The organism is Rhodococcus sp. NPDC056960 (genome assembly GCF_042674125.1).
Classification (GTDB): domain Bacteria; phylum Actinomycetota; class Actinomycetes; order Mycobacteriales; family Mycobacteriaceae; genus Rhodococcus_F.
This window is the reverse complement of the sequence record NZ_JBHURF010000020.1, coordinates 119,340-141,265: the sequence shown is the minus strand read 5'-3', so window position 1 is coordinate 141,265 and position 21,926 is coordinate 119,340. Positions and strand designations below refer to the sequence as shown.

At 66.7% G+C, this 21,926-nt stretch carries 17 protein-coding genes and 1 pseudogene; 11 read left to right on the top strand and 7 right to left on the bottom strand.

Features of this window, described 5'->3' with window-relative positions:
• Positions 1 to 5: 5 nt before the first annotated feature.
• Both ACFTWF_RS29320 and ACFTWF_RS29315 read right to left on the bottom strand, forming a co-directional pair.
• Positions 6 to 1,511: a flavin-containing monooxygenase gene (locus tag ACFTWF_RS29320; RefSeq protein WP_378464632.1), complete on the bottom strand. Its 1,506-nt coding sequence runs from the start codon at positions 1,509 to 1,511 to the stop codon at positions 6 to 8.
• A gap of 29 nt (positions 1,512 to 1,540) precedes the next feature.
• Entirely contained in the window at positions 1,541 to 2,434 is an 894-nt protein-coding gene (locus tag ACFTWF_RS29315; protein ID WP_378464631.1) for an SDR family oxidoreductase, read from the bottom strand.
• Between the two features lie 76 nt (positions 2,435 to 2,510).
• Between ACFTWF_RS29315 and ACFTWF_RS29310 the strand changes: the two genes are divergently transcribed.
• The 7 genes from ACFTWF_RS29310 (at position 2,511) to ACFTWF_RS29280 (ending at position 9,811) form a co-directional block, all read left to right on the top strand.
• Entirely contained in the window at positions 2,511 to 3,161 is a 651-nt protein-coding gene (locus tag ACFTWF_RS29310; protein WP_378464630.1) for a TetR/AcrR family transcriptional regulator, read from the top strand.
• A gap of 105 nt (positions 3,162 to 3,266) precedes the next feature.
• Entirely contained in the window at positions 3,267 to 4,544 is a 1,278-nt protein-coding gene (locus ACFTWF_RS29305) for a hypothetical protein (protein WP_378464629.1), read from the top strand.
• A gap of 174 nt (positions 4,545 to 4,718) precedes the next feature.
• On the top strand, positions 4,719 to 6,071 hold the full coding sequence (locus tag ACFTWF_RS29300) for an MFS transporter (RefSeq protein WP_378464628.1): 1,353 nt from the start codon (positions 4,719 to 4,721) through the stop codon (positions 6,069 to 6,071).
• A gap of 18 nt (positions 6,072 to 6,089) precedes the next feature.
• Positions 6,090 to 6,851 (top strand): IclR family transcriptional regulator, encoded by a 762-nt coding sequence (locus ACFTWF_RS29295; protein ID WP_378464627.1) that lies wholly within the window; start codon positions 6,090 to 6,092, stop codon positions 6,849 to 6,851.
• A gap of 167 nt (positions 6,852 to 7,018) precedes the next feature.
• Complete coding sequence (locus tag ACFTWF_RS29290; RefSeq protein WP_378464626.1) at positions 7,019 to 8,752, top strand: FAD-dependent oxidoreductase; 1,734 nt, start codon at positions 7,019 to 7,021, stop codon at positions 8,750 to 8,752.
• A 1-nt stretch (position 8,753) separates the two neighbouring features.
• Complete coding sequence (locus ACFTWF_RS29285; RefSeq protein WP_378464625.1) at positions 8,754 to 9,062, top strand: YciI family protein; 309 nt, start codon at positions 8,754 to 8,756, stop codon at positions 9,060 to 9,062.
• Positions 9,059 to 9,811: an SDR family NAD(P)-dependent oxidoreductase gene (locus ACFTWF_RS29280; RefSeq protein WP_378464624.1), complete on the top strand. Its 753-nt coding sequence runs from the start codon at positions 9,059 to 9,061 to the stop codon at positions 9,809 to 9,811. Before ACFTWF_RS29285 ends, ACFTWF_RS29280 begins: the two co-directional genes overlap by 4 nt.
• A gap of 78 nt (positions 9,812 to 9,889) precedes the next feature.
• Here ACFTWF_RS29280 and ACFTWF_RS29275 read toward each other — a convergent pair whose 3' ends face one another.
• The 5 genes from ACFTWF_RS29275 to ACFTWF_RS29255 all read right to left on the bottom strand — a co-directional run bounded on the left by ACFTWF_RS29275 (position 9,890) and on the right by ACFTWF_RS29255 (position 16,256).
• A complete protein-coding gene (locus tag ACFTWF_RS29275; RefSeq protein WP_378464675.1) occupies positions 9,890 to 10,348 on the bottom strand; it encodes a hypothetical protein in 459 nt (152 codons plus the stop codon).
• An 86-nt stretch (positions 10,349 to 10,434) separates the two neighbouring features.
• Positions 10,435 to 11,622, bottom strand: coding sequence for an epoxide hydrolase family protein (locus ACFTWF_RS29270; protein WP_378464623.1), 1,188 nt, complete (start codon positions 11,620 to 11,622; stop codon positions 10,435 to 10,437).
• A gap of 234 nt (positions 11,623 to 11,856) precedes the next feature.
• Positions 11,857 to 12,492 (bottom strand): VOC family protein, encoded by a 636-nt coding sequence (locus ACFTWF_RS29265; protein WP_378464622.1) that lies wholly within the window; start codon positions 12,490 to 12,492, stop codon positions 11,857 to 11,859.
• A gap of 105 nt (positions 12,493 to 12,597) precedes the next feature.
• Positions 12,598 to 12,897 (bottom strand): hypothetical protein, encoded by a 300-nt coding sequence (locus tag ACFTWF_RS29260; protein ID WP_378464621.1) that lies wholly within the window; start codon positions 12,895 to 12,897, stop codon positions 12,598 to 12,600.
• An 83-nt stretch (positions 12,898 to 12,980) separates the two neighbouring features.
• Positions 12,981 to 16,256 (bottom strand): protein kinase, encoded by a 3,276-nt coding sequence (locus ACFTWF_RS29255; RefSeq protein ID WP_378464620.1) that lies wholly within the window; start codon positions 16,254 to 16,256, stop codon positions 12,981 to 12,983.
• Positions 16,257 to 16,322: 66 nt separating this feature from the next.
• Here ACFTWF_RS29255 and ACFTWF_RS29250 point away from each other — a divergent pair.
• From ACFTWF_RS29250 to ACFTWF_RS29235, 4 genes and pseudogenes are all read left to right on the top strand, one after another.
• Positions 16,323 to 17,821, top strand: a pseudogene (locus ACFTWF_RS29250) (hypothetical protein).
• Positions 17,821 to 18,840 carry a glutamate ABC transporter substrate-binding protein gene (locus tag ACFTWF_RS29245; protein WP_378464619.1) on the top strand — a complete coding sequence of 340 codons (1,020 nt, stop codon included), beginning with the start codon at positions 17,821 to 17,823 and terminating at the stop codon, positions 18,838 to 18,840. Before ACFTWF_RS29250 ends, ACFTWF_RS29245 begins: the two are co-directional and overlap by 1 nt.
• Before the next feature lie 306 nt (positions 18,841 to 19,146).
• Positions 19,147 to 20,256: a ring-opening amidohydrolase gene (locus ACFTWF_RS29240; RefSeq protein ID WP_378464618.1), complete on the top strand. Its 1,110-nt coding sequence runs from the start codon at positions 19,147 to 19,149 to the stop codon at positions 20,254 to 20,256.
• A 158-nt stretch (positions 20,257 to 20,414) separates the two neighbouring features.
• Complete coding sequence (locus tag ACFTWF_RS29235) at positions 20,415 to 21,920, top strand: amidase (protein ID WP_378464617.1); 1,506 nt, start codon at positions 20,415 to 20,417, stop codon at positions 21,918 to 21,920.
• The last annotated feature ends 6 nt before the right edge of the window (positions 21,921 to 21,926 follow it).

The following is a 21,926-nucleotide window of genomic DNA, read 5'->3' as shown; positions in this document are numbered from 1 at the left end:
GGCGGTTAACAAGTACTCACGGGTGCGAAGCGCATAGCGTCGTCGACGAGCTTGCCGTGCCGCAGCATCACCAGGTCGCGGAAGTAGTTCATCCGCAGGCGCCACGGCGCTTTCGACCCCTGCTTCGGGAACGACTCGACCGACCGCAGCACGTACCCGGCGGCGAAGTCGAGGAACGGTTCCTCGTCGACCGAACTGTCCCGCTCCGGGGCGCACAGCGTGAATCCGTTGGCGTCCATGTGCGCCAGCAGGCGGCAGACGTACTCGCACACCAGGTCGGCCTTCAGCGTCCAGGACGCGTTGGTGTAGCCGATGACGAACGCGAAGTTCGGCACCCCGCTGAGCATCATTCCCTTGTACGCCATCGTCTCGGTGAGGTCGATGTCGTGGCCGTCGACGGCGAGCGTCATCCCGCCGAACGCGAGCAGATTCAAACCCGTTGCCGTGACGACGATATCGGCCCGGAGCTCGTCGCCGGACTTCAGCGTGATGCCGGTTTCGGTGAACGTGTCGATGTGATCGGTCACGATCGACACCTCGTCGTTCCGGATGGATCGGAACAGATCCCCGTTGGGCACGAGGCACAGTCGCTGGTCCCACGGGTTGTAGCGGGGCGTGAAGTGGGTGTCGATGTCGTAGCCCTTCGGCAGCCACTTCTCCTGGAGTCGCCGGATGCGCCCCTTCATGAACTCCGGGTACCGCTGGCAGAGTTGATAGATCGCCGTGGCGACGGACGCGTTCTTCAGCCGCGTGAGCGCGTACGCGAGACGCGCGGGCAGGTGCCGCCGCAGCTTGTTGGCCAGCTTGTCCTTCGCCGGCATCGAGATGATGTAGGTGGGCGACCGCTGCAGCATCGTGACGTGCGCGGCCTCGGCGGCCATCGACGGCGCCAGGGTGACCGCGGTGGCACCGCTGCCGATGATGACGACGCGCTTGCCCGCGTAGTCGAGGTCCTCGGGCCACTTCTGCGGATGCACGACCTGCCCGGCGAACCGGTCGATCCCCGGAAACTCGGGGGTGTAGCCCTCGTCGTAGCGGTAGTAGCCGCTGCAGGACATCAGGAAGTTCGCGGTGAACCGGACGGTCGCACCGGTATCGGTGCGCTCGGCGTCGACCGTCCACTGCGAGTCGGCGGTGGACCACTCGGCCCGGACCACCCGATGCCGGAATCGGATGTTCCGGTCGATTCCGTGCTCGGCCGCCGTGCCCTTGACGTACTCGAGGATCGACGGACCGTCGGCGATGGACTTGTCGTCCTCCCACGGCTTGAACCGGTAGCCGAGCGTGTACATGTCGGAGTCGGACCGAATGCCGGGGTAACGGAACAGGTCCCACGTGCCGCCGATCGTGTCGCGGCTCTCCAGGATCGCGTAGGTCCGCCCCGGGAAGTTGTCCTGCAGGTGGTAGGCGGCACCGATCCCGGACAGCCCGGCGCCGATGATCAGCACGTCGAGATGCTCGACGCGAGCCTGCGCGCCGGAAATGTCGGCGGCGGTATCGGTGTGTGACATGGGCACTCTCTCGCTGGGTGTAAGGGTGGTTACTTCGGGTCTACGGCGACGTCGTCGAGAGCGACATTACGTGCGCTGGTGGACCGGCCGAGCTTCGCGACCTCCTCGTCCATCCGCGACAGGATCTCCGGGACGTGGGGCAGCAGGCTGCGGTCGCCGACGCGCGAAGTCACGACCGCCTTCAGCCACCCGGCGAGCTCGACCCACCGGGGCACGTACACGCGGCGCTTGCGCCCGGCGAGGCCGTCGACGAATGCCGCGACGCACGAGTCGACCGACGTGGTCTTGCCCAGCGGGCCCGGCAGGGCGGCGAGAAGCTGGTTGAACGCGGTGAGGTCGGCTTTCGCGTCCTGGACGAGCGGGGTGTCGATCCACGACATGTGGGCCGAGCCGACGGTGACCCCGCGGTGTGCCACCTCGAGGCGCAGTGTGTTGGCGAAGTGTTCGACCCCGGCCTTGCTGGCGTTGTACGCGGCCAGTCCGGGTGCGGGCGCAAATGCGGCGAGCGACGAGACCACGAGGATGTAGCCCTTGCGCTCGATCACGGACGGCAGTGCGGCGCGGACCGTGTGGAAGACACCGAGAATGTTGATGTCGATGACCCGTTTGAACGTGGCCGGATCGACCTGCAACACCGAGCCGTAACTGGCGATGCCGGCGTTCGCGAGAACGAGGTCGATGCCGCCGAACTTCGCGACTCCTGCGTCGACGGCCTTCTGCACGGCGGCTAGGTCGCAGACGTCCGCGACCACGGCGAGCGCGACGTCGTCACCGAGTTCGGCGGCGAGGGCGTTCAGCGGCTCGGCGTCCAGATCGAGCAGGACCAGTTTGACCCCCTTGCGGGCGAGAGCGCGGGACGTCTCGGCTCCGATGCCACGCGCGGCACCGGTGACGAGTGCGACTTTGTTCCTGAGCGTGGGCATGGGATCTCCTGACGAGTGATCTGGCACCGTTCAGTGTCAGTTTGTATCTGGAACTGAGCGGTGTCAATATTGGGGAGTGAGTTCGCCCAGCGTCGACGAGACGGGCCGCACCTACCGCGGTGCGGGCCCCCGGCAGCGTCAGGAAGATCGCCGCGTGCGGCTCGTCGACGCCGCCGTCGAAGTGTTCGGGACCAGCGGATACCGCACCGCGACGATCGAGAAGATCTGCTCCACGGCGGGGCTCACCAAGCGCTACTTCTACGAGTCCTTCGACGACAGCGAGGCCCTGCTGCTGGCCGCGTACGGCAGCGTCACCGACCGACTGCGCGACAGCGTTCTGCGCGGTGCGGCGGACGGTGCCGATCTGGATGCCCGGGTCCGCGGCGCGCTGACCGCGTTCTTCGAGTCCGTCGCCGACGACCCGCGTATCCCGCGTATCGCGTTTCAGGAGGTTCTGGGCGTCGGTCCGGAGGTCGACGTCGCCTACCGTCGCGTCACCCGCTCGTTCGTCGACGCGGTTCTCGTCGTCATCGGTCCGGCCGTCGACCGGACCGCGTTCCCCGACCCCCACCTGCGGACCCTCGCGACCGGTCTGGTGGGTGCGGTGCTGATGATCGCCCAGCAGTGGGTGCTGGCGGAGAACCCGCAGCCGATCGAATCCGTCATCGCCAGCGCGCACACCATTCTCTCGGCCGTCCTGGGCAAGCTCGGTCCCCACCCCATGTGAGTGCCATTGTGTGCCGGGGCACGCTTTGCCACTCACGTGCACTGACCTGGGCGGAATTCGGGTAAACGCCGGACAGCATCACATATATGTTGTTAAATATCTGGCATGCCCGGTGCTGTGCACTGCCCGCCACCGTGGGTCCGGACCACGACGATCCGCACGGTGCTCGTCGTGCTGCTGGGCGTCGTCGTGCTCGCGGTGCCGACGCCGCCCCTCACGCACGCGGCCGGTTACGACGGCCTCCTCGACATCACGCCCGCGAATGCGGCCGCGGAATCGATCGGCGGGCTCGACCCCCGGCTGCCCACCGACTCCGGGGTGCTCGGTGCCGCGCTGACCGCCGCCCGCGCCGACCGCGTCGCTCCGATGCGGTATGCGGCCTTGCTGCAACAGTATTGGCTCGCGCGGGGGAGTGAGGTGTCGGGAATCGACCTGGCCGCGTGGGATCCGAACGCCGGCCTCGTCGCCAACGCCGCGGTGGTCGACCACGTGTACGAGAACTACGGCCGATACCAACTCCGACGCGCCGAGCTCTACTGGTCCGGTATGGCCGGGCTGGCGGGCGGGTCGTTCGCCGCGGGGTTCTGGGACCTCGACCTCGGCCGGACCGTGCTCGGTGTGTACGCCGTCCATGCGCTCGGCAATGCCGTCGCGTCCACGGTCGGCGGGTTGCCCGGCCAGGCGATGACCCTGCTGCCCCCGGACCCGAGAACGCTCGCCACCGTCGGCCCGGCGATGTCCTCCGAAGACCTGGACTGGTATCAGAAGCGTCTGCTGATGATGCAGAAGCACATCTACTTCGACATGGTGCCCATGCACGAGGCCTACCTGACCGGGGGCAGGGCCGCCGTCGAGGAGATGGCCGCCGCCGGGCTGCTGGACGAGAACGCCGAGATCGCCTGGAATGGAATCCTTTCGGGAACACCGTCGGGGTACGTCGACGCCCTGTTCCGGATGGCGTCGCGCGAGCAGAATCAGATCGTCGCCGATCAGTGGGATGTCACCGCCGCCGCTCGGAACGGAGTCGGCCGGGCGCTCACCTATGCCACCACGCTTGCGGCGCAGCCCTCGGTTCCCGGATCCCGCGCCCCCGGCAAGGCGGCGCCGATGGTGGTGACGGGCGACGCCGACGGCGCGAACTACCGTCTCCGCACGCCGCTGCCCGCGTTCAATTGGGCCGACCGCGACCCGCGCTGGCAGTACATCGTCAGCGACATCGCGACGTCCTACCAGCGGCTCGCCGAGGACCGCCCGGGCGAACTGCGGGCGCTGCTCGCAGTCCAGTTCCGCGACTTCGTCGAGAGCCAGCGGGTGCTGCGGCGGGTCCCCGACCTCGCCCGGGACATGAGCACCGGCTGGGAGTTGTCCCCGGCGCAGCCGTAGTCGAACCCTCTTGCCGGACGAACGGGACGCTCGTTCGATCTGAGGCAACGGGCGTCCCGTTCGTCCGAGGGGTGCGCGGGCGGGCTTTCCAATGGATGGATGTGACGTTGCGCACGGGTGTCCGGGATTGGCACGTTGTGTCACACCACGCCAGGCCGGACCGCAGGAGAGTCGATGAACGTATCCGCCGTGACGCACGACAACCCGACGACACAGACCGACACCGAAGCCGCGAAGACGCCGAAGAAAGCGGCGCTCGCGTCGTTCCTCGGCAGCGCGCTCGAGTACTACGACTTCTTCATCTACGGATCCGCCGCCGCCCTCGTCTTCGGGCACACGTTCTTCCCGGCCGGCAACGACGCGATCGGCACCGTGGCCGCGCTCGCGACGTTCGGTGTGGGCTACGTGGCCCGACCCGTCGGCGGCATCGTGCTCGGCCATTTCGGGGACAAGCTGGGACGCAAGAGAATTCTGCTGCTGACGCTGCTGATCATGGGTCTGTCGAGCCTCGCGATCGGTTTCCTGCCCACCTACGAGCAGATCGGCATCGCCGCCCCGATCCTCCTCGTCCTGTGCCGCCTCGCGCAGGGGTTCTCGGCGGGCGGTGAGGCGGCAGGCGCCAGCACCCTCACGCTCGAGCACTCGCCCGAGGGGCGGCGGGCGTTCTTCACCAGTTTCACCATGACGGGCTACGCCGCCGGGATGGTGCTCGCAACGCTCGTGTTCATTCCCGTCGCCGCGCTGCCCAAGGACCAACTGGACAGCTGGGGCTGGCGAATCCCGTTCTGGTGCAGCGCCGTCATGCTGGTGGTCGCCTACTTCGTCCGCACCAAGCTCGACGAGACGCCGGTGTTCGAGGAGTCCCGCGACCACGCGGAGGTCCGGAAACTGCCCGTCGTGACGGTCGTGACCACGCAGTGGCGGGACGTCCTGCGGATCGCGCTGTGCTCGCTGTTCGCCGTCGGCCAGACCGTGTTCACCGTCTTCGGACTGGCCTACGCCACCGGACCCGACGTCGGCATCGACCGCACCACGATGCTGTGGGCGTCGTCGGTGTCGATCGCCGGCTCCATCGTCGCGATTCCGCTGCTCGCGAAGCTGTCGGACCGCATCGGACGACGCCCCGTCTGGATCACCGGTGCCCTCGGATGCGCCGTGACGATCTTCGGGTACTTCTGGGCGATCTCGGTCGGTTCCGTTCCGCTGATCTTCCTGGCCGCGCTGCTGACGATGACGTTGTTCTATTCGATGGTGAACGGTCTGTGGCCGAGCTTCTTCACCGAGATGTTCGCGGCGCCGGTGCGCTACTCCGGTTTCGCGGTCGGGACGCAGATCGGGTTCCTCATCGCCGGCTTCGCCCCGGCGATCGGCTGGGCGCTGCTGGGCACCGGCGTGAACGCGTGGGTCCCGGTCGCGGTGTTCACGGCGCTCTGCATGCTGATCTCGTCCGTCGCCGCCTTCACCGCCCGCGAGACATATCGGGTGCCGCTGGCCGAACTGGGCCGTCCGTCCACCCCGCAGGAGTAGCCGGAGGACAATGGGGCGATGTCACGGACACCGACGGGAGAATCGGTCACTGCCCGCGTCGTGAGGGTTCTGTCCTCCTTCGACGCGGACACACCGTCCCTGTCGGTGTCCGATATCGCGCGCCGGTCCGACCTTCCCGTCGCGACGGCGCATCGCATCGTCGGGGAACTCGTGAAGTACCGGCTCCTCGAGCGCAACGACACCCGCATCAGCATCGGGGTGCGGATGTGGGAGTTGGGGTCTCGCGGCTCGCACACCCTGAGCCTGCGCGAGGCCGCGATGCCGTTCATGGAAGACGTGAACGCCGCGATCAGGCAACACACCCAGCTGGGCGTCCTCGACGGCAACGAGGTGCTGTTCGTGGAGCGGCTCTCCACGCGCGGGTCGGTCGTCAACGTCACGAAGATCGCCGGACGCCTGCCGGTGCACGCGTGCTCGTCCGGTCTGGTCCTGATGGCCAACGCCACCCGCGAGGTGCAGGACGAGTTGCTGTCGCGGCCGCTGGAACGCTACACCGAGGCCACCGTCACCGATCCCGGGCAGATGCGACGTCTCCTCGCCGAGGTGCGGAACCAGCACTTCGCCGTGGCCGCGGGTCTGATCACCCCGGGCGCGACGGGAGTCGCTGTGCCCGTGCGCGACAGCGACGGAGGCAAGGTGATCGCCGCTCTGTCCGTCGTCATTCCGCACGATCAGGCCAACCCGCAATCGGTCGTCGCCGCGCTGACGACGGCGTCGCGGGGCATCACCCGGGCGATGACCCGCGGTTCGCGCCACTGAGAGAACCTTTTCCATCCATTGGAGTCGCGCTGTGACTCGGGTCTCGGTTCGGTCAGAGTGGTGACACGAACACACCGTCACCGGTCGCGGAGGGGCAGTCGAAAGTGACTGCACACCAATCTTTTCGCACATTCCGATCGAGTGCCGACTCCAGGAAAGGTCCACGTATGAGCTCGAAAACTGTCAAATGCGACCTGTTGGTCATCGGTTCCGGCGCCGCAGGCATGGCCGCGGCCCTCAAGGCGGCGAGCGAGGGCCACAGCGTCATCGTTGCCGAGAAGTCGCAGTGGCTCGGCGGCACCACCGCCATCTCCGGCGGCTGGGCGTGGGTGCCGGGCAACAAGCAGGGCGTCGCGCAGGGTGACACCCGGCGAGAGATCGAAACCTACATCCGCGCACTCGCCAAGGACTGCTACAAGGCCGAGATGGTCGACACCTTCCTCGACGAGGTCCCGGAGGCGATCGACTGGCTCGAGCGCGACACCGACGTCGAATTCGTCTATCCGGAAATGGCTCCCGACTATCAGATGGACGCACCGGGCGCGAAGCCGTCGGGACGCGCGATCTCCGGCAAGGTGATCGACGCACGTACTCTCGGCGAGAATCGGCTGCGGTTGCGGCCCTACCTCGACACCTACACCGTATTCGGGTACATGCCGGAGGTCGGACCCGACATCGCGCAGTTCCTGCACGCCAATCAGTCGTGGAAATCCTTTGTCTACGTGTCGAAGAAGCTCCTCAAGACGTGGGCCGAGACGGTACTCTGCCGCCGGTCGTTCGACCGGACCAACGGCAATTCGCTGATGGTGCGGATGGTGTCGTCCGCCGCGAAGCTCGGTATCCGGATGTGGACCGAGACGCCCGTGACGAAGATTCTGCAGTCGGAGGACGGCGTCGTCACCGGCGCGGTACTCGGCGGCAGGCACGCGGGAACGGTGGAGGCGCGGCTCGGCGTCGTCATCGCGGCAGGAGGTTACTCCTCGGATGCGGCGCTGCGCGCCGAGTACTGGGGTCATGATCCGCACGGCGACAACCACTTCACCCCCACGGTCGGGCACGACGGCGACAACGTGCGACTGGCCTCGCCGCTCGGCGGGCACGTCGACACGGACGTCCACGAGCCGGCCGCCTGGGCCCCGGTCACGGTGTTCACCGGTCTGCGCGGGCAGCAGCGGATCTTCCCGCACCTGCGGGCGTTCGGACTTCCCGGCCTGATCGCCGTGAACCGGAAGGGCGAACGCTTCGCCAACGAGTCGAGTTCGTACCACGACTTCGGCATGGCGATGATCCAGGAGAACGCCGGCGAGGACGAGACGTTCGGCTACATCATCGCCGACTCGAAGGCGATGAAGAAGTACGGCATCGGGTACGCGAAGCCGTGGCCCATCCCGCAGGGGTATTTCAAGAAGACCGGATTCCTCCACAAGGCCGACTCGGTCGACGAACTCGCCCGCACGATCGGCGTCGACGCCGCCGGGCTGAAGAAGACCCTCACCGATTTCAACGCCGGAGCCGCCAAGGGCGAGGACCCGAAGTTCAACCGCGGTTCCAATTGGTTCCACCACTTCAAGGGCGACATGGAGCACCAGCCCAACCCGAATCTCGAGCCGCTCGACGAGGGTCCGTACTACGCGGCGAAGATCGAGATGGGCGACCTCGGCGCCTACTCGGGTCTCGCCGTCGACCGGCACAGCCAGGTACTCGACGACGACAACCAGCCGATCCCCGGTCTCTTCGCGGCCGGATCCGCGGCCGTCAGCATCTTCGGCGGCGGCTACCCCGGTTACGGCGCCAACATCGGACCCGCCCTCGTCTTCGGATACACGATCGGCCGGGACGCCGAGATCCTCGCGTCGCTGCGCGGAGAACCCGCCACGCCGACCGTCCTGGAGGAGGTCTGACGTGCCGTTCTACCTCGTCCGCTACGCCTACACCGGCGACATGGCCGGCCGGGACGCGCACCGTCCCGAACACAAGAACTACCTGCAGGCCGCCGCCGACCGCGGACTGATCCTCGGGTCCGGACCGTTCGCGGCGGGAGAAGATCCCGGCGCGGCGATGATCTACGAGGCCGAGGGCAAGCAGGACGTCGTCGACGTCGTCGAGGGCGACCCGTTCCGTCGACACGGGTACGTCGCGTCGTACGACATCACCGAGTGGATTCCGATGATCGGCCCGTGGGCCGGCGCAGCAGTGGGAGGCAGATCATGACAGGTCGAGTGGCAGGCAAGGTCGCCGTCGTCACGGGAGCGAACGGTGACCTGGGCGGCGCGACCGCCCGGATGCTGGCACGGGAGGGGGCGACGGTTGCCGCCCTCGACCTCAAAGTGCCGGATGCGCCGTGGGATTCGACGGCGATCACGTCGTTCGCCGTCGACGTCACCGACGAGACCAGCGTCGCCGACACCGTCGCCGCAGTCGTGGAGACGGTGGGGATTCCCGACATCCTGGTCAACTGCGCCGGAATCATCGGCAGGCCCGCGCCGTCCCACGAGGCGTCGGTCGCCGAGTTCGACCAGATCTTCGACGTCAACGTCAAGGGCGTCTGGCTGATGACCAAACACGTGGTGCCCCACATGATCGGCCGGAAGAAGGGCAGCATCGTGAACTTCTCCTCGATCCACGGGCTGACCGGCGGATCCAACGTCCCGCTGTATCACGCGTCGAAAGGCGCTGTGCGACTGCTGAGCAAGTCGGACGCCGTCGCCTACGGTCCCGACGGGATTCGCGTCAACTCGATCCACCCCGGGTCGATGCGCACGGCGATGAGCAGGCGGTCCGCCGAGGGCAGCGCGCTCGGCGCCGAGGAGTACTACCGCCAACTCGTATCCGGCAACCCCCTCCCGCGGCAGGGGGAACCCGACGAGATCGCGTACGGCGTGCTCTACCTCGCCTCGGACGAGTCCGGCTTCACCACCGGCACCGAACTCGTCGTCGACGGTGGTTACACGGCGCACTGACGTTGTACGCCCTTGGCGCCGCGCCCGATGTCACAGTGGTTCAGTTCGACTGCACCGGTGTGACATCGGGCGAGGCCGTCAGCCGAAGTGCCGCGCCAGACGGCGATGCCGGTGCCCGAAGAACGCACCGAGGACGCGCGTGAGCACCGGCGTCAGCGGCACCAACGGAAGCCTCGGTTCGAACGTGATCCGGTCGTGGACGCCGGTGGTTCCGTCGTCGAAGGGCCGCAGCGTGCGTTCGTGCTCCCACCGGCGCATGCTGAGCATCGTCGACTTCTCGTGGAACCGCAGACCCGGTTCGAGTTCGGCGATGGTGAGGTCGTCGTAGTCGAAGGGGACGAGCCCGAACAACCGCAGCCACGCCCGGCCGAGCGGTTGCCCCACCGGAACGGTGTCGATGGTGATCGACTCCCGACCCCGCGGAATGCTCATCGTCATCCACGGGCGCATCTCGTCGTTGATCCCCTCGGGATCCACGACCCTGGCCCACACCTGTCCGATCGGCGCCCCGACGACCGAGTTGCGTTCGATGATCACCACCCCATCATCGTCGGGCCGCACGGTGGGGAGCAACGGGTTGCCCCGCCGAGCGGGGGCGGAACCCACGCTCGACGTCACTGCCCCTAGCGAAGCGACCGCAGGCCGGTGCGCAGTTCTTCCACGAGGAGTCGGGGCTGCTCCCAGGCCGCGAAGTGGCCGCCCTTGTCGAGCTTGTTGTAGTGGACCAGTTCGGGATACGCCTGTTCTGCCCAACTCCGCGGGGCCTGGTACAACTCGTCGGGAAAGACGCTGACGGCAACCGGGATGGAGATACCTCTGGTGGCGAAGAACGGGGACTTGTTCTCCCAATAGAGCCGTGCCGCCGACACCGCCGTGTTCGTCAGCCAGTAGAGCGTGATGTTGTCGAGAACATCGTCGCGTGTCAGGCCTTCCGACTGCTCGGCGAAGACCCGCGAGATCAGTGCCAGACTGGCGACGTCGTGGTCGAGCATGAACGCCGCCAGCCCGACGGGTGAATCCGCCAATGCGGTCAGCGTCTGCGGTCGTGACCCCATCTCCACGGCGTAGCCGATGTGCTGATAGAAGAAGGCCAGCTGGTCGCATGCGGCCTTCTCGTCTTCGGACAGATCCGACGGCAGCGGGTTGCCCGTGAGGAGTGCCTGATCGATGTCCGGGGGAACCACGCACGCCATGTTGGTGTGGATACCGAGCAGTTCCGGCGGCTCCTGCAGCGCCATCATCTCCGTGACGATCGCACCCCAGTCGCCGCCCTGGGCGACGAACCGCGTGTAGCCGAGTCGTTTCATCAGCTCCACCCAGGCGCGGGCGATCCGGTCGGGACCCCAGCCGGTCGTCGTCGGCTTGCCCGAGAGCCCGAAGCCGGGCATCGACGGGATCACCAGATGAAAAGCGTCCGCTGCGCTGCCACCGTGTGCCGTCGGATCGGTCAGCGGTCCCACGAGCTTCAGCTGCTCGATGATCGAACCGGGCCATCCGTGCGTGACGACGAGCGGCAGCGCATCGTTATGCTTCGATCGAATGTGAATGAAGTGAATGTCGAGTCCGTCGATCTCGGTGACGAACTGCGGCAGAGCGTTCAGTTTCGCCTCGCACCTGCGCCAGTCGTAGTCCGAGGCCCAATACTGCGCGAGTGCCCGGCTCGTCGCGAGCTCCGTGCCCTGGGACTGATCTGCGACGGTTTCCTTGTCGGGCGACCGGGTGGCCGCGATGCGCTGGCGCAGAGCCTGGAGTTCAGTCTCAGGGAACTCGACCGTGAACGGCCGGATCGCGACTTCGGATATGACAGACATGTGGTGTTCCTTGCTGGGTTGACTGGTGGTCGAGGAATGGCTTTTGGGTGGAACTGGCGCCGCTGTCACATTGAGGCTGTTCACGATGCGGGGACAGATCAGAGGAAGTAGGTACTGATTGGCGAAGCCAAGATCGCCGTGGCGGGATCGCCCAGGTGGTCGTGGTGGCACTCGACGTGTGTGCAGATCGCCCGGGGCACGAGAGGGTAGGCAACCTTTGGAATGAAAGGAGTGCTAGGTGGGCAGCTCCGTCCCGGCCTGCTCGGCGACCATGTAGGCGGCGTACCAGTCGGGCCAGTTCTCGTCGTACTGTCCGCCCGCGCGCTTCTCGTGTTCACCGTGGACGATGGCCGCGCGGAAAAGCGCACTTACCAGGTCGTGGTGGGAGCTGAATACTGTTGCGGCGACGTCGATGCGGCCGGGCAGCCGGGTGGTGACTTCCTGCAGCTTCCAGGTGTTGCCGTCGGGGTCCTGGAAGGTGGCGTACGAGTTGTAGGTGGCATGGTCGGGGTCCGGTCCGGGGACCGGACCGCTCGCGGTGTAGTGGAAGATGTCGCTGACATCGATTCCGGCGGCGGTCAGCTGTCGGTGTGCGGCACCGATGTCGGAGACGATCAGGAAGGCTGTGGCGGATCCGGGCGCAGCGTCGGTCAGGTCGGTGCCGAAGTGGATCGAGGTGTCGGCGCCGGTCGGGGTGAACTGGGCGACGCCGGAGTCAGCCGGTGTGATGTCCCGTCGCCAGCCGAGTTTTGTGTAGAAGTCGGTGGCACGATCCATGTCGGAGACGGGGAGGACGAGCACCTCGAGTTTCATGTCGACGTTCGTGACTGTCGCGGTGGTGGTCGCCTTGGTGGTGCGGGTTTCGGTCATGGCTTCCTTCTGTGGATTTCTCTGGTGGGTAGTGACTGTGAGGCGGGGGATGGGGGAGTGCTGACGTCCGTCGGCTCTCGTGGGCGCGATCGACCGTGCGACTGCCTACATTGGGGCGCTGCTGCTGTGCCAGCCGGCGAGGATTTGGTCGCGGATGGTGGTTTCGGCGCGGCGGTCCTGCCTTTGGTCGCGCTGCCGGTCGTGCTGGCGTTGCTGCTGCATGGTGTTGTCGTGGTCGCGGGGAATGTCACGGGTGACGACGGCGGTGACGGGGGTAGCGGCCGGTGTGGTGGCGGCCGCGGCACCGGCGGGGAGGACGCCGAGTGCAGCAGTGGCCACTGCGATGCCGGCGAACCGCTTCCAGTGGGTGTGGCAGTTGTTCCGGTGGGGGTGTGTGCTGTTCATGCCGACAACACTCGCAACCGCGCGCCGCAGGGAACGGCGAAGATCTACCTGCATCGCTACCTGAATTTCCTACGCAGGTAGCACTACGGATTCCGGGAGTCGATGCGCTCCTCGCGGGCGATCCAGGCGGCGAGCTGCGCGCGGGATCGGTGTCCGGTCTTCGTGAGGATGCGGTCGACGTGTCCTTCCGCGGTCCGGGGCGAGATCACCAATCGTTCCGCGATCTGTTTGTTCGTGAGTCCCTCCGCCACCAGCTTTGCCACCTCCTTCTCGCGACGGGTGAGTGTCACCGTCGTGGACGCAGCCGCGGGTGCCGCCGGTTCGGGGGTGCGCTTCTGCAGCGCGTATTCGATCGACGCGAGGTGTTCGAGGCTTTCACCGGCCCGGGATTCTTTCTCGAACGCGGAACTGCCGAGCAGTTGGCGGGTGCGCTTTTCGCAGCGAGTCCGGGTACGGATCAGCGCGTCGTTTCCGAACAGCGGGGCGCTGCCCATTTCTCCGCACAATGTGCGCCCGATACCCAGCAGGCGTGCGGATCGAACCGGATTCCCTTCCTCGACGGCGATCCACGCGAGGATCTCCGTGCACGCGCACACGCCCAGCCAGTCGCTCAATGACTGCTTCAGTTCGATCGCTTCTTTCAACGAGTCCGATGCGGGCCCGTACTCGCGCCGGGTCCACAGGGTCAGGCCGCGCGCCCACATTGCCCAGGACGTCGAAAAGCGCTCCTGCAGTGACGTGCCGAGGGCGATGGTCTCGTCGGCCGCGGCAAGCGATTGTTCGAGGTTCCCGGCCAGGCAGTGCACGAACGCCAGTTGAGCGCCGCCCAGCAGTGTCAGGGAATTGACTTCCCCCGACTCGGCGTGATGTGCCATCGCCGCCGTCAGAAGCTTCAGCGCGACGTCGAGATTTCCGTCGATCTCCTCCGCCGCCCCGCGGAATTGAAGTGCAAACGCCTGGGCGATTCGATCACCGACCGATTCCGCGACGGCGTTGCTGTCCAGTAGATATCGTTTGGAGTCGTCGATATCGCCCTGAACCATTGCGTACCAACCGATCACCCAGAGCGCTTTCGCCCTCTCCCTGCTGGGCTGCGGGTCGGCGTCCAAGGCTCGGGTGAGCCAGCACCGGCCGTCTCGCAGCAGGCCACTCGCGTTCCAGAAGAACCACAGCGAACCCGCCATCCGGAGACCGGCTCGGGCCTCCCCGGGTGTGGACAGGCAGTACTCGAGCGCCGACCGCAGATTCGCCCGCTCGTGCCGCAGCCGACGGTTCCATTCCCGCTGCCCCGATCCCAGCGACCGACTCTCGCTGCGCTCCGACATGCGCAGGAAGTAGTCTCGATGATTCCTGCGCCACGTGTCTTCGTCGCCGTGCTCGGCGAGTTTCTCGGACCCGTAATCCTTGATGCTTTCCAGCAATTTGTATCGAACGGTGGATCCGGACTGCACGGTGGTGACGACCGATTTCTCCACCAGGCCGGACAGTGTGTCGAACGCGTCCGACACGACGACCGGGTCGGTGCACACGCTCTCGACCGCATCGAAATCGAAACCGCCCGCGAAGACGGACAACCGCGACCAGAGGGCCTGTTCTCCCGGGGAGCAGAGATCGAAGCTCCAATCGATGGCGGCGCGCAGCGTCTGATGGCGCACCGGTCCGCCACGGTTTCCCCGAGTCAGGAGGTCGAACAGTGCGCCCTCCCGCGACAGGACGCGGTCGAGGGGCAGCGACCTGATCCGGACCGCTGCGAGTTCGATGGCCAGAGGGATGCCGTCCAGCCGCCGGCAGAGTCGGGCCACGCCCACGCGACTCTCGTCGTCGAGGGAGTACCCGGGGACGACGGAGGCAGCGCGCTGCTCGAAGAGATCGACCGCCTCGGAATGAAAGTTCGAGACGTCTCCTCCCACGGTGAGCTGATCCTCGTCCAGAACCGACAGGGGAGGTACCTCGAACACGGCTTCACCCAGCACACCGAGTGGCTCGCGACTGGTTGCCAAAATCTGTACGCCGTCCGCCCGCCGTGCGATCTCGGCGCTGACGCTCCCGCACCCCTCGATCACATGCTCGCAGTTGTCCAAGACGATGAGTGCATGTCGTTCCGCCAGGAATTCGAACAGGTAGTGGGTGCCATTCGCGTTCACTCCGTCTTGGATGTCGAGTGCCTCGGCGATCGCGCCGACGACGAGGTCGGGACCGGAGATCGACGCGAGATCCACGAACCAGACGCCACCGGTGTAGGTTCTGCGCACTTCCGCGGCGACGCGGCAGGCCAGCCGGGTCTTGCCCACCCCACCGAATCCGGTGAGCGTCACTATCCGAGAATCCGACAGTCGCGCCTTGACCGCGGCCACCTCGTTTCGGCGTCCGACGAAACTCGTCACCTCGCGAAAGAATTCGTGCGCATGGGGAACGAGTCGGTCAGCCGCACCCTTCTCTTGTGATTCCGCGGCTCCCGGTTCGGTGTGCAGCGCCATGTCGTCGACGGCAAAACCGTGGAGACGTTGGGATGCGCGCAGTTGCCGACCGAGTTCGGTGGCGGACGGTCGGCTCTCCGGGGTGCCGGCCATGGCACGTTCGATGATCGCGCTGACGTCGTCGGGAATGCCGTGCTCCCGGGGGTTCGGAGCCGGCTCGGCGGCGATCCGCAGGAACTGGGCCACCACCTGCTCCCCGGTGCGGCGTTCGAAGGCGGCGTGACCGGTGATGACGGCGAACAACGTCGCACCGAGGCCGTACACGTCGGCGCTCGCGGTCGGCGCCTCGCCGGACACCACCTCGGGGGCCGTGAACGCCGGCGAACCCGTCACCACACCGGCGGTGGTTTCGAACCCGCCGGCGATACGGGCGATACCGAAATCCGCCAGCGCCGGCTCGCCGTAATCGGTGATCAGGATGTTTGCGGGCTTGACGTCGCGGTGGAGGATCCCGGCGCGGTGAGCGGTCTCGAGGGCCCCGGCCATCTTCACGCCCAGTCGCAGCGCTTCGTCCAGCGGGAGTGGCCCGTCGCGGCGGATCCGCGCGTCGAGGGAGTTCGCGGCGTGGAACGGCATGACGATATACGGCCGACCGTTGTCGGTGACGCCGACGTGGAGGACTGTGACCACGTTGGGGTGTCCGGTCAGCCGGCCGGTCGCGCGCTGTTTTCGCAGGAATCGTGCCCGGTTCGGCTCGTCGAGGTCGGCGGTGAGGACCTTGACCGCCACGGTGCGGTCGAGTGCCACCTGCGTGCAGCGATAGACGACGCCGAAACCGCCGCGGCCGATCTCCTGGGCGTCCTCGAATCCAGCAGCTGCCAGATCCGCCGTGACCGAACCCGGCGCGTCGCGTTGCGTCGCGAAGGGATCGTTGTCGGTCATCGACTTCGCCGATTCTTCCGGTTCGAGCCGCTGTCGAAGACATACACCATTGCGGGCCTCTCGAGGATGTGGTCAAGCATATCGCCGCGCGCCCAGCCGGTGCCCTGTCCTGCGGAGTGGGTCCGTCGAACGGCTCTGCCGGTGCACACTTGATGCAAGCCACGCGGCCCGGATCGGTGCTCACCGGAACCGCGGAGGCGGTGCAGGAGGACCGGATGTTCCACCGCGGCGACCACGTCGTCACCGAAACCGCGACACTCGACGAGGACCTGCTCGTCGAGTCCGAAGCCCGCCACCGCCCGTGGGTCGAATTTCTCGCATCCACGCCCGGCCGGCTGACGGTGTTGGGGATCGTGCTCATCGCCGTCGTCATCGCTGCGGGCGCGATCACGTCGGCCGCGGTGGGCGCGCGGCAACAGCGCGTCGAGACACTGCGCACCCACACCGAGCCCCTGGCGAACGCCGCGCAGGCCCTCTACAGCTCGCTGTCGATCGCCGATGCCGCCGCCACCACGTCCTTCGTCTCCGGCAACGGTGCCAACTCGGCTGCCGGCGCGGAACAGTTCACCCAGGCCGTCGGAGACGCGTCGAACGCGCTGGTCACGGCGACGAACGGGGTGTCGTCGCAGGACGCCGATTCGCTGGCCCTGTTGTCGGACGTCGTGCGGAACCTCGCCGAGTACTTCAACCTCGTCGCCACAGCTCAGGCGAACGACAGGTCCGGTAACCCGGTGGGTGTGGCATATCTGTCCGACGCGTCCGCGCTGATGCAGAACACCATCCTCCCGTTGGCGGAGCGGCTCTACGTCCATCAGGCCGAGGCGGTCGCCGAGACCCAGACGCACACGGCCCAACTGCCCGCGACCGCCTTCACGGTCACCGCGGCCGCCCTCGTCGTCCTCGTCGTCGCCCAGCTGTATCTCGTGCGGAAGAGCAAGCGCCGGTTCAATCCCGGACTCGCGGTCGCCTCACTGCTCATGGCAGGCCTCCTGCTGTGGCTGATCGTCGCGAGCCTGGTGTCGACGTCGGCGAGCGAGCACGCGAGAACGGAAGGAACGCAACCCATCGACATGATCGCCCGCGCCCGGATCCTGGCGCAGCAGGCACGCGCCGACGAAACCCTCGCCATCGTGCAACGCGGATCCGACACCCAGTCGGAGATCGACTACGTGCAACATTCCCAGGCGCTGTCCGACGAACTCACCCGGCAGCGGGACAGTGCGCACGGCCGCGATGCCGCCGCTCATATCGACGACGGCGTGACAGCTTTCGACGGCTGGCGGGCCGCGCATCGGGATATCGAGATCGCGCTCGAGCGCGGTGACTACCCGACCGCCGAGTCGATCGCCGCCGGATCGGGCACCGGCACGTCGGCGGCGCACTTCGCCGATCTCGACGAGTCCCTCCGCAGCGCCATCGACCAACTCCGCGCCGACGAGGCCGACGCCGTGACGAATGTCTATCGATCGATGTCGGCACTGGCCATCGGTAGCATGGTTATCGGCGTATCCTGCGGATTCGCCGTCGGCGGAGGCATCTGGCCGAGACTGAACGAGTACCACTGATGACGCAGACGAGGCATTCGGGACCGGGGGCGAGACCACGTGCCCGGCATCTCGTCGGCCTGCTCGCCGTCGCCGTCCTCGCCGGCTGCGCCGCACCCGACCCCCTCACCCCGACCGTCACGGGCACGTACACCACCCGGCCGATGACGAACGGGGCCCAGATCATCCCACCCGGCACTCCGCCCCCCGAATCACCACCGCCCGAGTCGTGCGGGGCGCTCGCGAGCCTGCGGCCCGGCCCGCAACCCCCGCCGGGGCAGATGCCGCCCGGTGGATCGCTGGCCGAGATCGCAGCGCGCGGCCGGTTGATCGTCGGCGTCGACCAGAACACGAACCCGTTCAGCTTCCGCGACCCGACCACCGGCACCCTGCAGGGCTTCGACATCGACACGGCGAAGGAGATCGCCGGAGACATCTTCGGCGATCCGAACCGGGTCGAGTTCCGGCTGCTCACCTCCGCCGGCCGGTTCACCGCGCTCGAGAACAACGAGGTCGACCTCGTCGTTCACGCCACCGCGATCACCTGCGAACGCGCCCAACGCGTCGGCTTCTCCACCGAGTACTTCCGCGCCTTCCAGCGCATTCTCGTCCCGCTGGGTTCCGACATCACCGGACCGGCGGATCTGGCCGGAAAACGGGTCTGCACCTTCATCGACACCACCTCGCTGCCCACCCTCCAACGCGTCGCGCCGGACGCCACGATCGTCGCGGTCCCCGATTGGGACGACTGCCTCGTCACCATGCAGAAACGGCAGGCCGACGCGACCAGCACCTCCGACTCACTCCTTGCCGGGCTGGTGTCCCAGGACCCGAACTTTCAGATCGTGGGACCACCGATGGAGGGAGAAGAGCACTGGGGAATCGGTGTCAACAAGTACAAGGACGACCTGATCCGGTTCGTCAACGGCACCCTCGACCGCATGCGCGCGGACGGCACCTGGATGCGCTTCTACGACCGGTGGCTGGCCGGATCACTCGGACCGATCGCGGGCCCACCCCCCGCAACCTATCGGGATTGAGACGACGACCTCGTCCGTGGGACCACGGCGCTGTCACCAGCTGGGCTGGTCAAATGTGCCCAATGGGATCTTGGGTTTGGGCAAACATTGCCAGTGCTCGAAGATGCTCGTCCTCATAGCGTGGGCGGCGTGAGAGTTGTGATCGGGTTCCCGGTGATCCGCACGATAGGTGGTGACTTCCGGCGAGACGGTGATCATCGACGCCGAAGTCGAAGACCCGCATGTCGATTCGTCGAGATCGGGCGGACGAGGGGTCGTCACCGCCTGATCTTTCTACCCTGCTAGCCCCACCCAGAGGAGATGTCAATGCCCGAAGCAATCGAGGTCCGCAAGGTTCCGCTGCACAGCGTTTCCGACGCCAGCGAACTGGCAAAGCTCATCGACGACGGCGTGCTCGAAGCGGACCGTGTGGTCGCAGTCATCGGCAAGACCGAGGGCAACGGCGGCGTCAACGATTACACCCGCATCATCGCGGATCGGGCCTTTCGTGAGGTCCTCTCCGCCAAGGGCAGCCGCAGCCTGGACGAGGTGGCCCAGGTGCCCATTGTCTGGTCCGGCGGTACCGACGGTGTGATCAGCCCGCACGCCACGATCTTCGCAACCGTGCCGGCAGGAAAGGCGACGAAGACCGATGAGCCGCGACTGACCGTCGGTGTCTCGATGAGCGAGCAGCTCCTGCCCGAAGACATCGGTCGCACGCCGATGATCACGAAGGTGGCGGCGGCGGTGAAGATGGCGATGGACAACGCCGGCATCACCGACCCCGCCGACGTGCACTACGTGCAGACGAAGACGCCGTTGCTGACGATCCACACCATCCGAGACGCCAAGAGCCGCGGCGAGACGGTGTGGACCGAGCAAACGCACGAGTCGATGGATCTGTCGAACGGCTGTACGGCACTGGGGATTGCCGTCGCGCTCGGCGAGATCGAAATGCCGAGCGACGCTGATGTCATGCACCGCCGCGACCTCTTCTCGTCGGTTGCATCCTGTTCGTCGGGTGTCGAGTTGGACAGGGCTCAGATCGTTGTCGTAGGAAATGCGCGCGGTGTCGGCGGCCGCTACCGGATCGGGCACAGCGTGATGAAGGATCCGCTCGACCAGGACGGCATCTGGGCCGCGATCCGGGATGCGGGACTCGAGCTGCCCGAGCGGCCCCACACGAGCGACCTGGACGGCCAGCTCGTCAACGTCTTCCTCAAGTGCGAAGCGAGCCAGGACGGGACGGTGCGTAACCGCCGTAACGCGATGCTCGACGACTCGGACGTGCACTGGCACCGCCAGATCAAGTCCTGCGTGGGCGGTGTCGCATCGTCGGTCACGGGTGACCCGGCGGTATTCGTGTCTGTGTCGGCTGCACACCAGGGTCCGGAGGGCGGCGGCCCCGTTGCCGCCATCGTCGACCTCGGCCAATAGTTCTCGGTCACAACGTGAATGAGGAAGCGTCGCGGCCGGAAACCGGACCGCGGCGCATCCTCGACCACACCAACCGCCGACTTGACTGATGCTGCGGTCAGAGTTCGTGCACATCGGCGTTGGCCGGTATTCGTTCTGAAACGTGGAGAGGTTCACCAGTGTCACACGTCATCGACCCCGTCAACGCAGGCGAGTCCGGCAACACTCGCCTCGGACCTTCGTGCCGGCCGGACGAATACGAACAGCTCGTCATGTGTGATGCATTGACGCTCAGTGGCTTGATCAAGAGACGCGAGGTGTCGTGCGTCGACGTCATGACTGCCTATCTCGACCACATCGAAGTGCACAATCCCAGCGTCAACGCCATCGTTGCCCTGCGTGACCGGGACGAGTTGCTGGCCGAAGCGCGCGAGCGGGACCGCCAGCTGGCCGACGGGCAATACCTCGGCTGGATGCACGGGTTCCCGCACGCCGTCAAGGACCTTTCTGCCGTCGAGGGACTGCCGTTCACCTCCGGATCGCCCATCTTCGCCGACCGGATCGCCGACACCGATGACCTGTTCGTCACCCGGATCAAGGCGGCCGGCGCCATCATTATCGGCAAGACCAATACCCCCGAGTTCGGGCTCGGGTCCCAGACGTACAACCCTGTATGGGGCACGACGGCGACACCGTACGACACCTCACGGACCGCCGGCGGAAGTAGCGGCGGTGCTGCTGCGGCCCTGGCGTTGCGGATGGTACCGGTTGCCGACGGCAGTGATTACATGGGTTCACTGCGAAATCCGCCAGCCTTCAATAATGTTGTGGGATTCCGCCCTTCGTGGGGTCGCATTCCAGAGACCGGGTTCATCGCCCAGGGCGCAGTTGTCGGTCCGATGGGACGGTCGGTGGCAGATGTGGCGCACCTTCTGTCCACGATGGCCGGCCCCGACGCCAACGCTCCGCTCGGCATCGACGAGGACCCCGAGGTATTCACCCGGAGCCTCGAGCGGGACTTCCGCGGGACTCGGATCGCGTGGGTGGGTGACTGGGGCGGGTACCTGGCGACCGAACCCGGGGTCCTCGAGCTGTGCGAGTCCTCATTCGATGCGTTCCGGAACATCGGTTGCGGCGTCGAGGCGGCGCTCCCCGACTACAAGCCCGAAGACATCTGGCAGCTTTTTCTGCGATGGCGCTGGTGGGCGCAACTCGGCTTGACCGACCTCTACGAAGACCCGCGGACACGCGAGCAGATGAAGCCCGAATTCGTGTGGGAGATGGAGCACGGACGCGCACTCTCCGCGCTCGACATCACCAAAGCCGCTGCGGCCCGCAATGACTGGCAGGCGGCCGTCACCAAGATGTTCGAAACCTATGACTACATCCTCGCGCCCAGTGCCCAGGTGTTTCCGTTTGACAAGGCCACACACTGGCCGGCAACGATCGCCGGCCGGCCGATGGATACATATCACCGGTGGATGGAGACCGTCGCACCGTGGACGATGGCGAGCCTCCCGGTTGCTGCGATGCCGGTCGGTTTCGACGACCGTCGGCTCCCCATGGGAATCCAGATCATCGGACGACACGGCGCAGACCGAGCCGTTCTCCAACTTGCCTACGCGTACGAGCAGGCAACGAAGTGGGTGGAGCGTGTGCTTCCGCCCGCGCTCCTCTCGAGCTGAGCCGGA

Coding starts and splice junctions, on each gene's coding strand:
- ACFTWF_RS29320 (WP_378464632.1), bottom strand. CDS start 1,511: ATGTCACACACCGATACCGCCGCCGACATTTCCGGCGCGCAGGCTCGC.
- ACFTWF_RS29315 (WP_378464631.1), bottom strand. CDS start 2,434: ATGCCCACGCTCAGGAACAAAGTCGCACTCGTCACCGGTGCCGCGCGT.
- ACFTWF_RS29305 (WP_378464629.1), top strand. CDS start 3,267: ATGCCCGGTGCTGTGCACTGCCCGCCACCGTGGGTCCGGACCACGACG.
- ACFTWF_RS29300 (WP_378464628.1), top strand. CDS start 4,719: ATGAACGTATCCGCCGTGACGCACGACAACCCGACGACACAGACCGAC.
- ACFTWF_RS29295 (WP_378464627.1), top strand. CDS start 6,090: ATGTCACGGACACCGACGGGAGAATCGGTCACTGCCCGCGTCGTGAGG.
- ACFTWF_RS29290 (WP_378464626.1), top strand. CDS start 7,019: ATGAGCTCGAAAACTGTCAAATGCGACCTGTTGGTCATCGGTTCCGGC.
- ACFTWF_RS29280 (WP_378464624.1), top strand. CDS start 9,059: ATGACAGGTCGAGTGGCAGGCAAGGTCGCCGTCGTCACGGGAGCGAAC.
- ACFTWF_RS29270 (WP_378464623.1), bottom strand. CDS start 11,622: ATGTCTGTCATATCCGAAGTCGCGATCCGGCCGTTCACGGTCGAGTTC.
- ACFTWF_RS29265 (WP_378464622.1), bottom strand. CDS start 12,492: ATGACCGAAACCCGCACCACCAAGGCGACCACCACCGCGACAGTCACG.
- ACFTWF_RS29260 (WP_378464621.1), bottom strand. CDS start 12,897: ATGAACAGCACACACCCCCACCGGAACAACTGCCACACCCACTGGAAG.
- ACFTWF_RS29255 (WP_378464620.1), bottom strand. CDS start 16,256: ATGACCGACAACGATCCCTTCGCGACGCAACGCGACGCGCCGGGTTCG.
- ACFTWF_RS29245 (WP_378464619.1), top strand. CDS start 17,821: ATGACGCAGACGAGGCATTCGGGACCGGGGGCGAGACCACGTGCCCGG.
- ACFTWF_RS29240 (WP_378464618.1), top strand. CDS start 19,147: ATGCCCGAAGCAATCGAGGTCCGCAAGGTTCCGCTGCACAGCGTTTCC.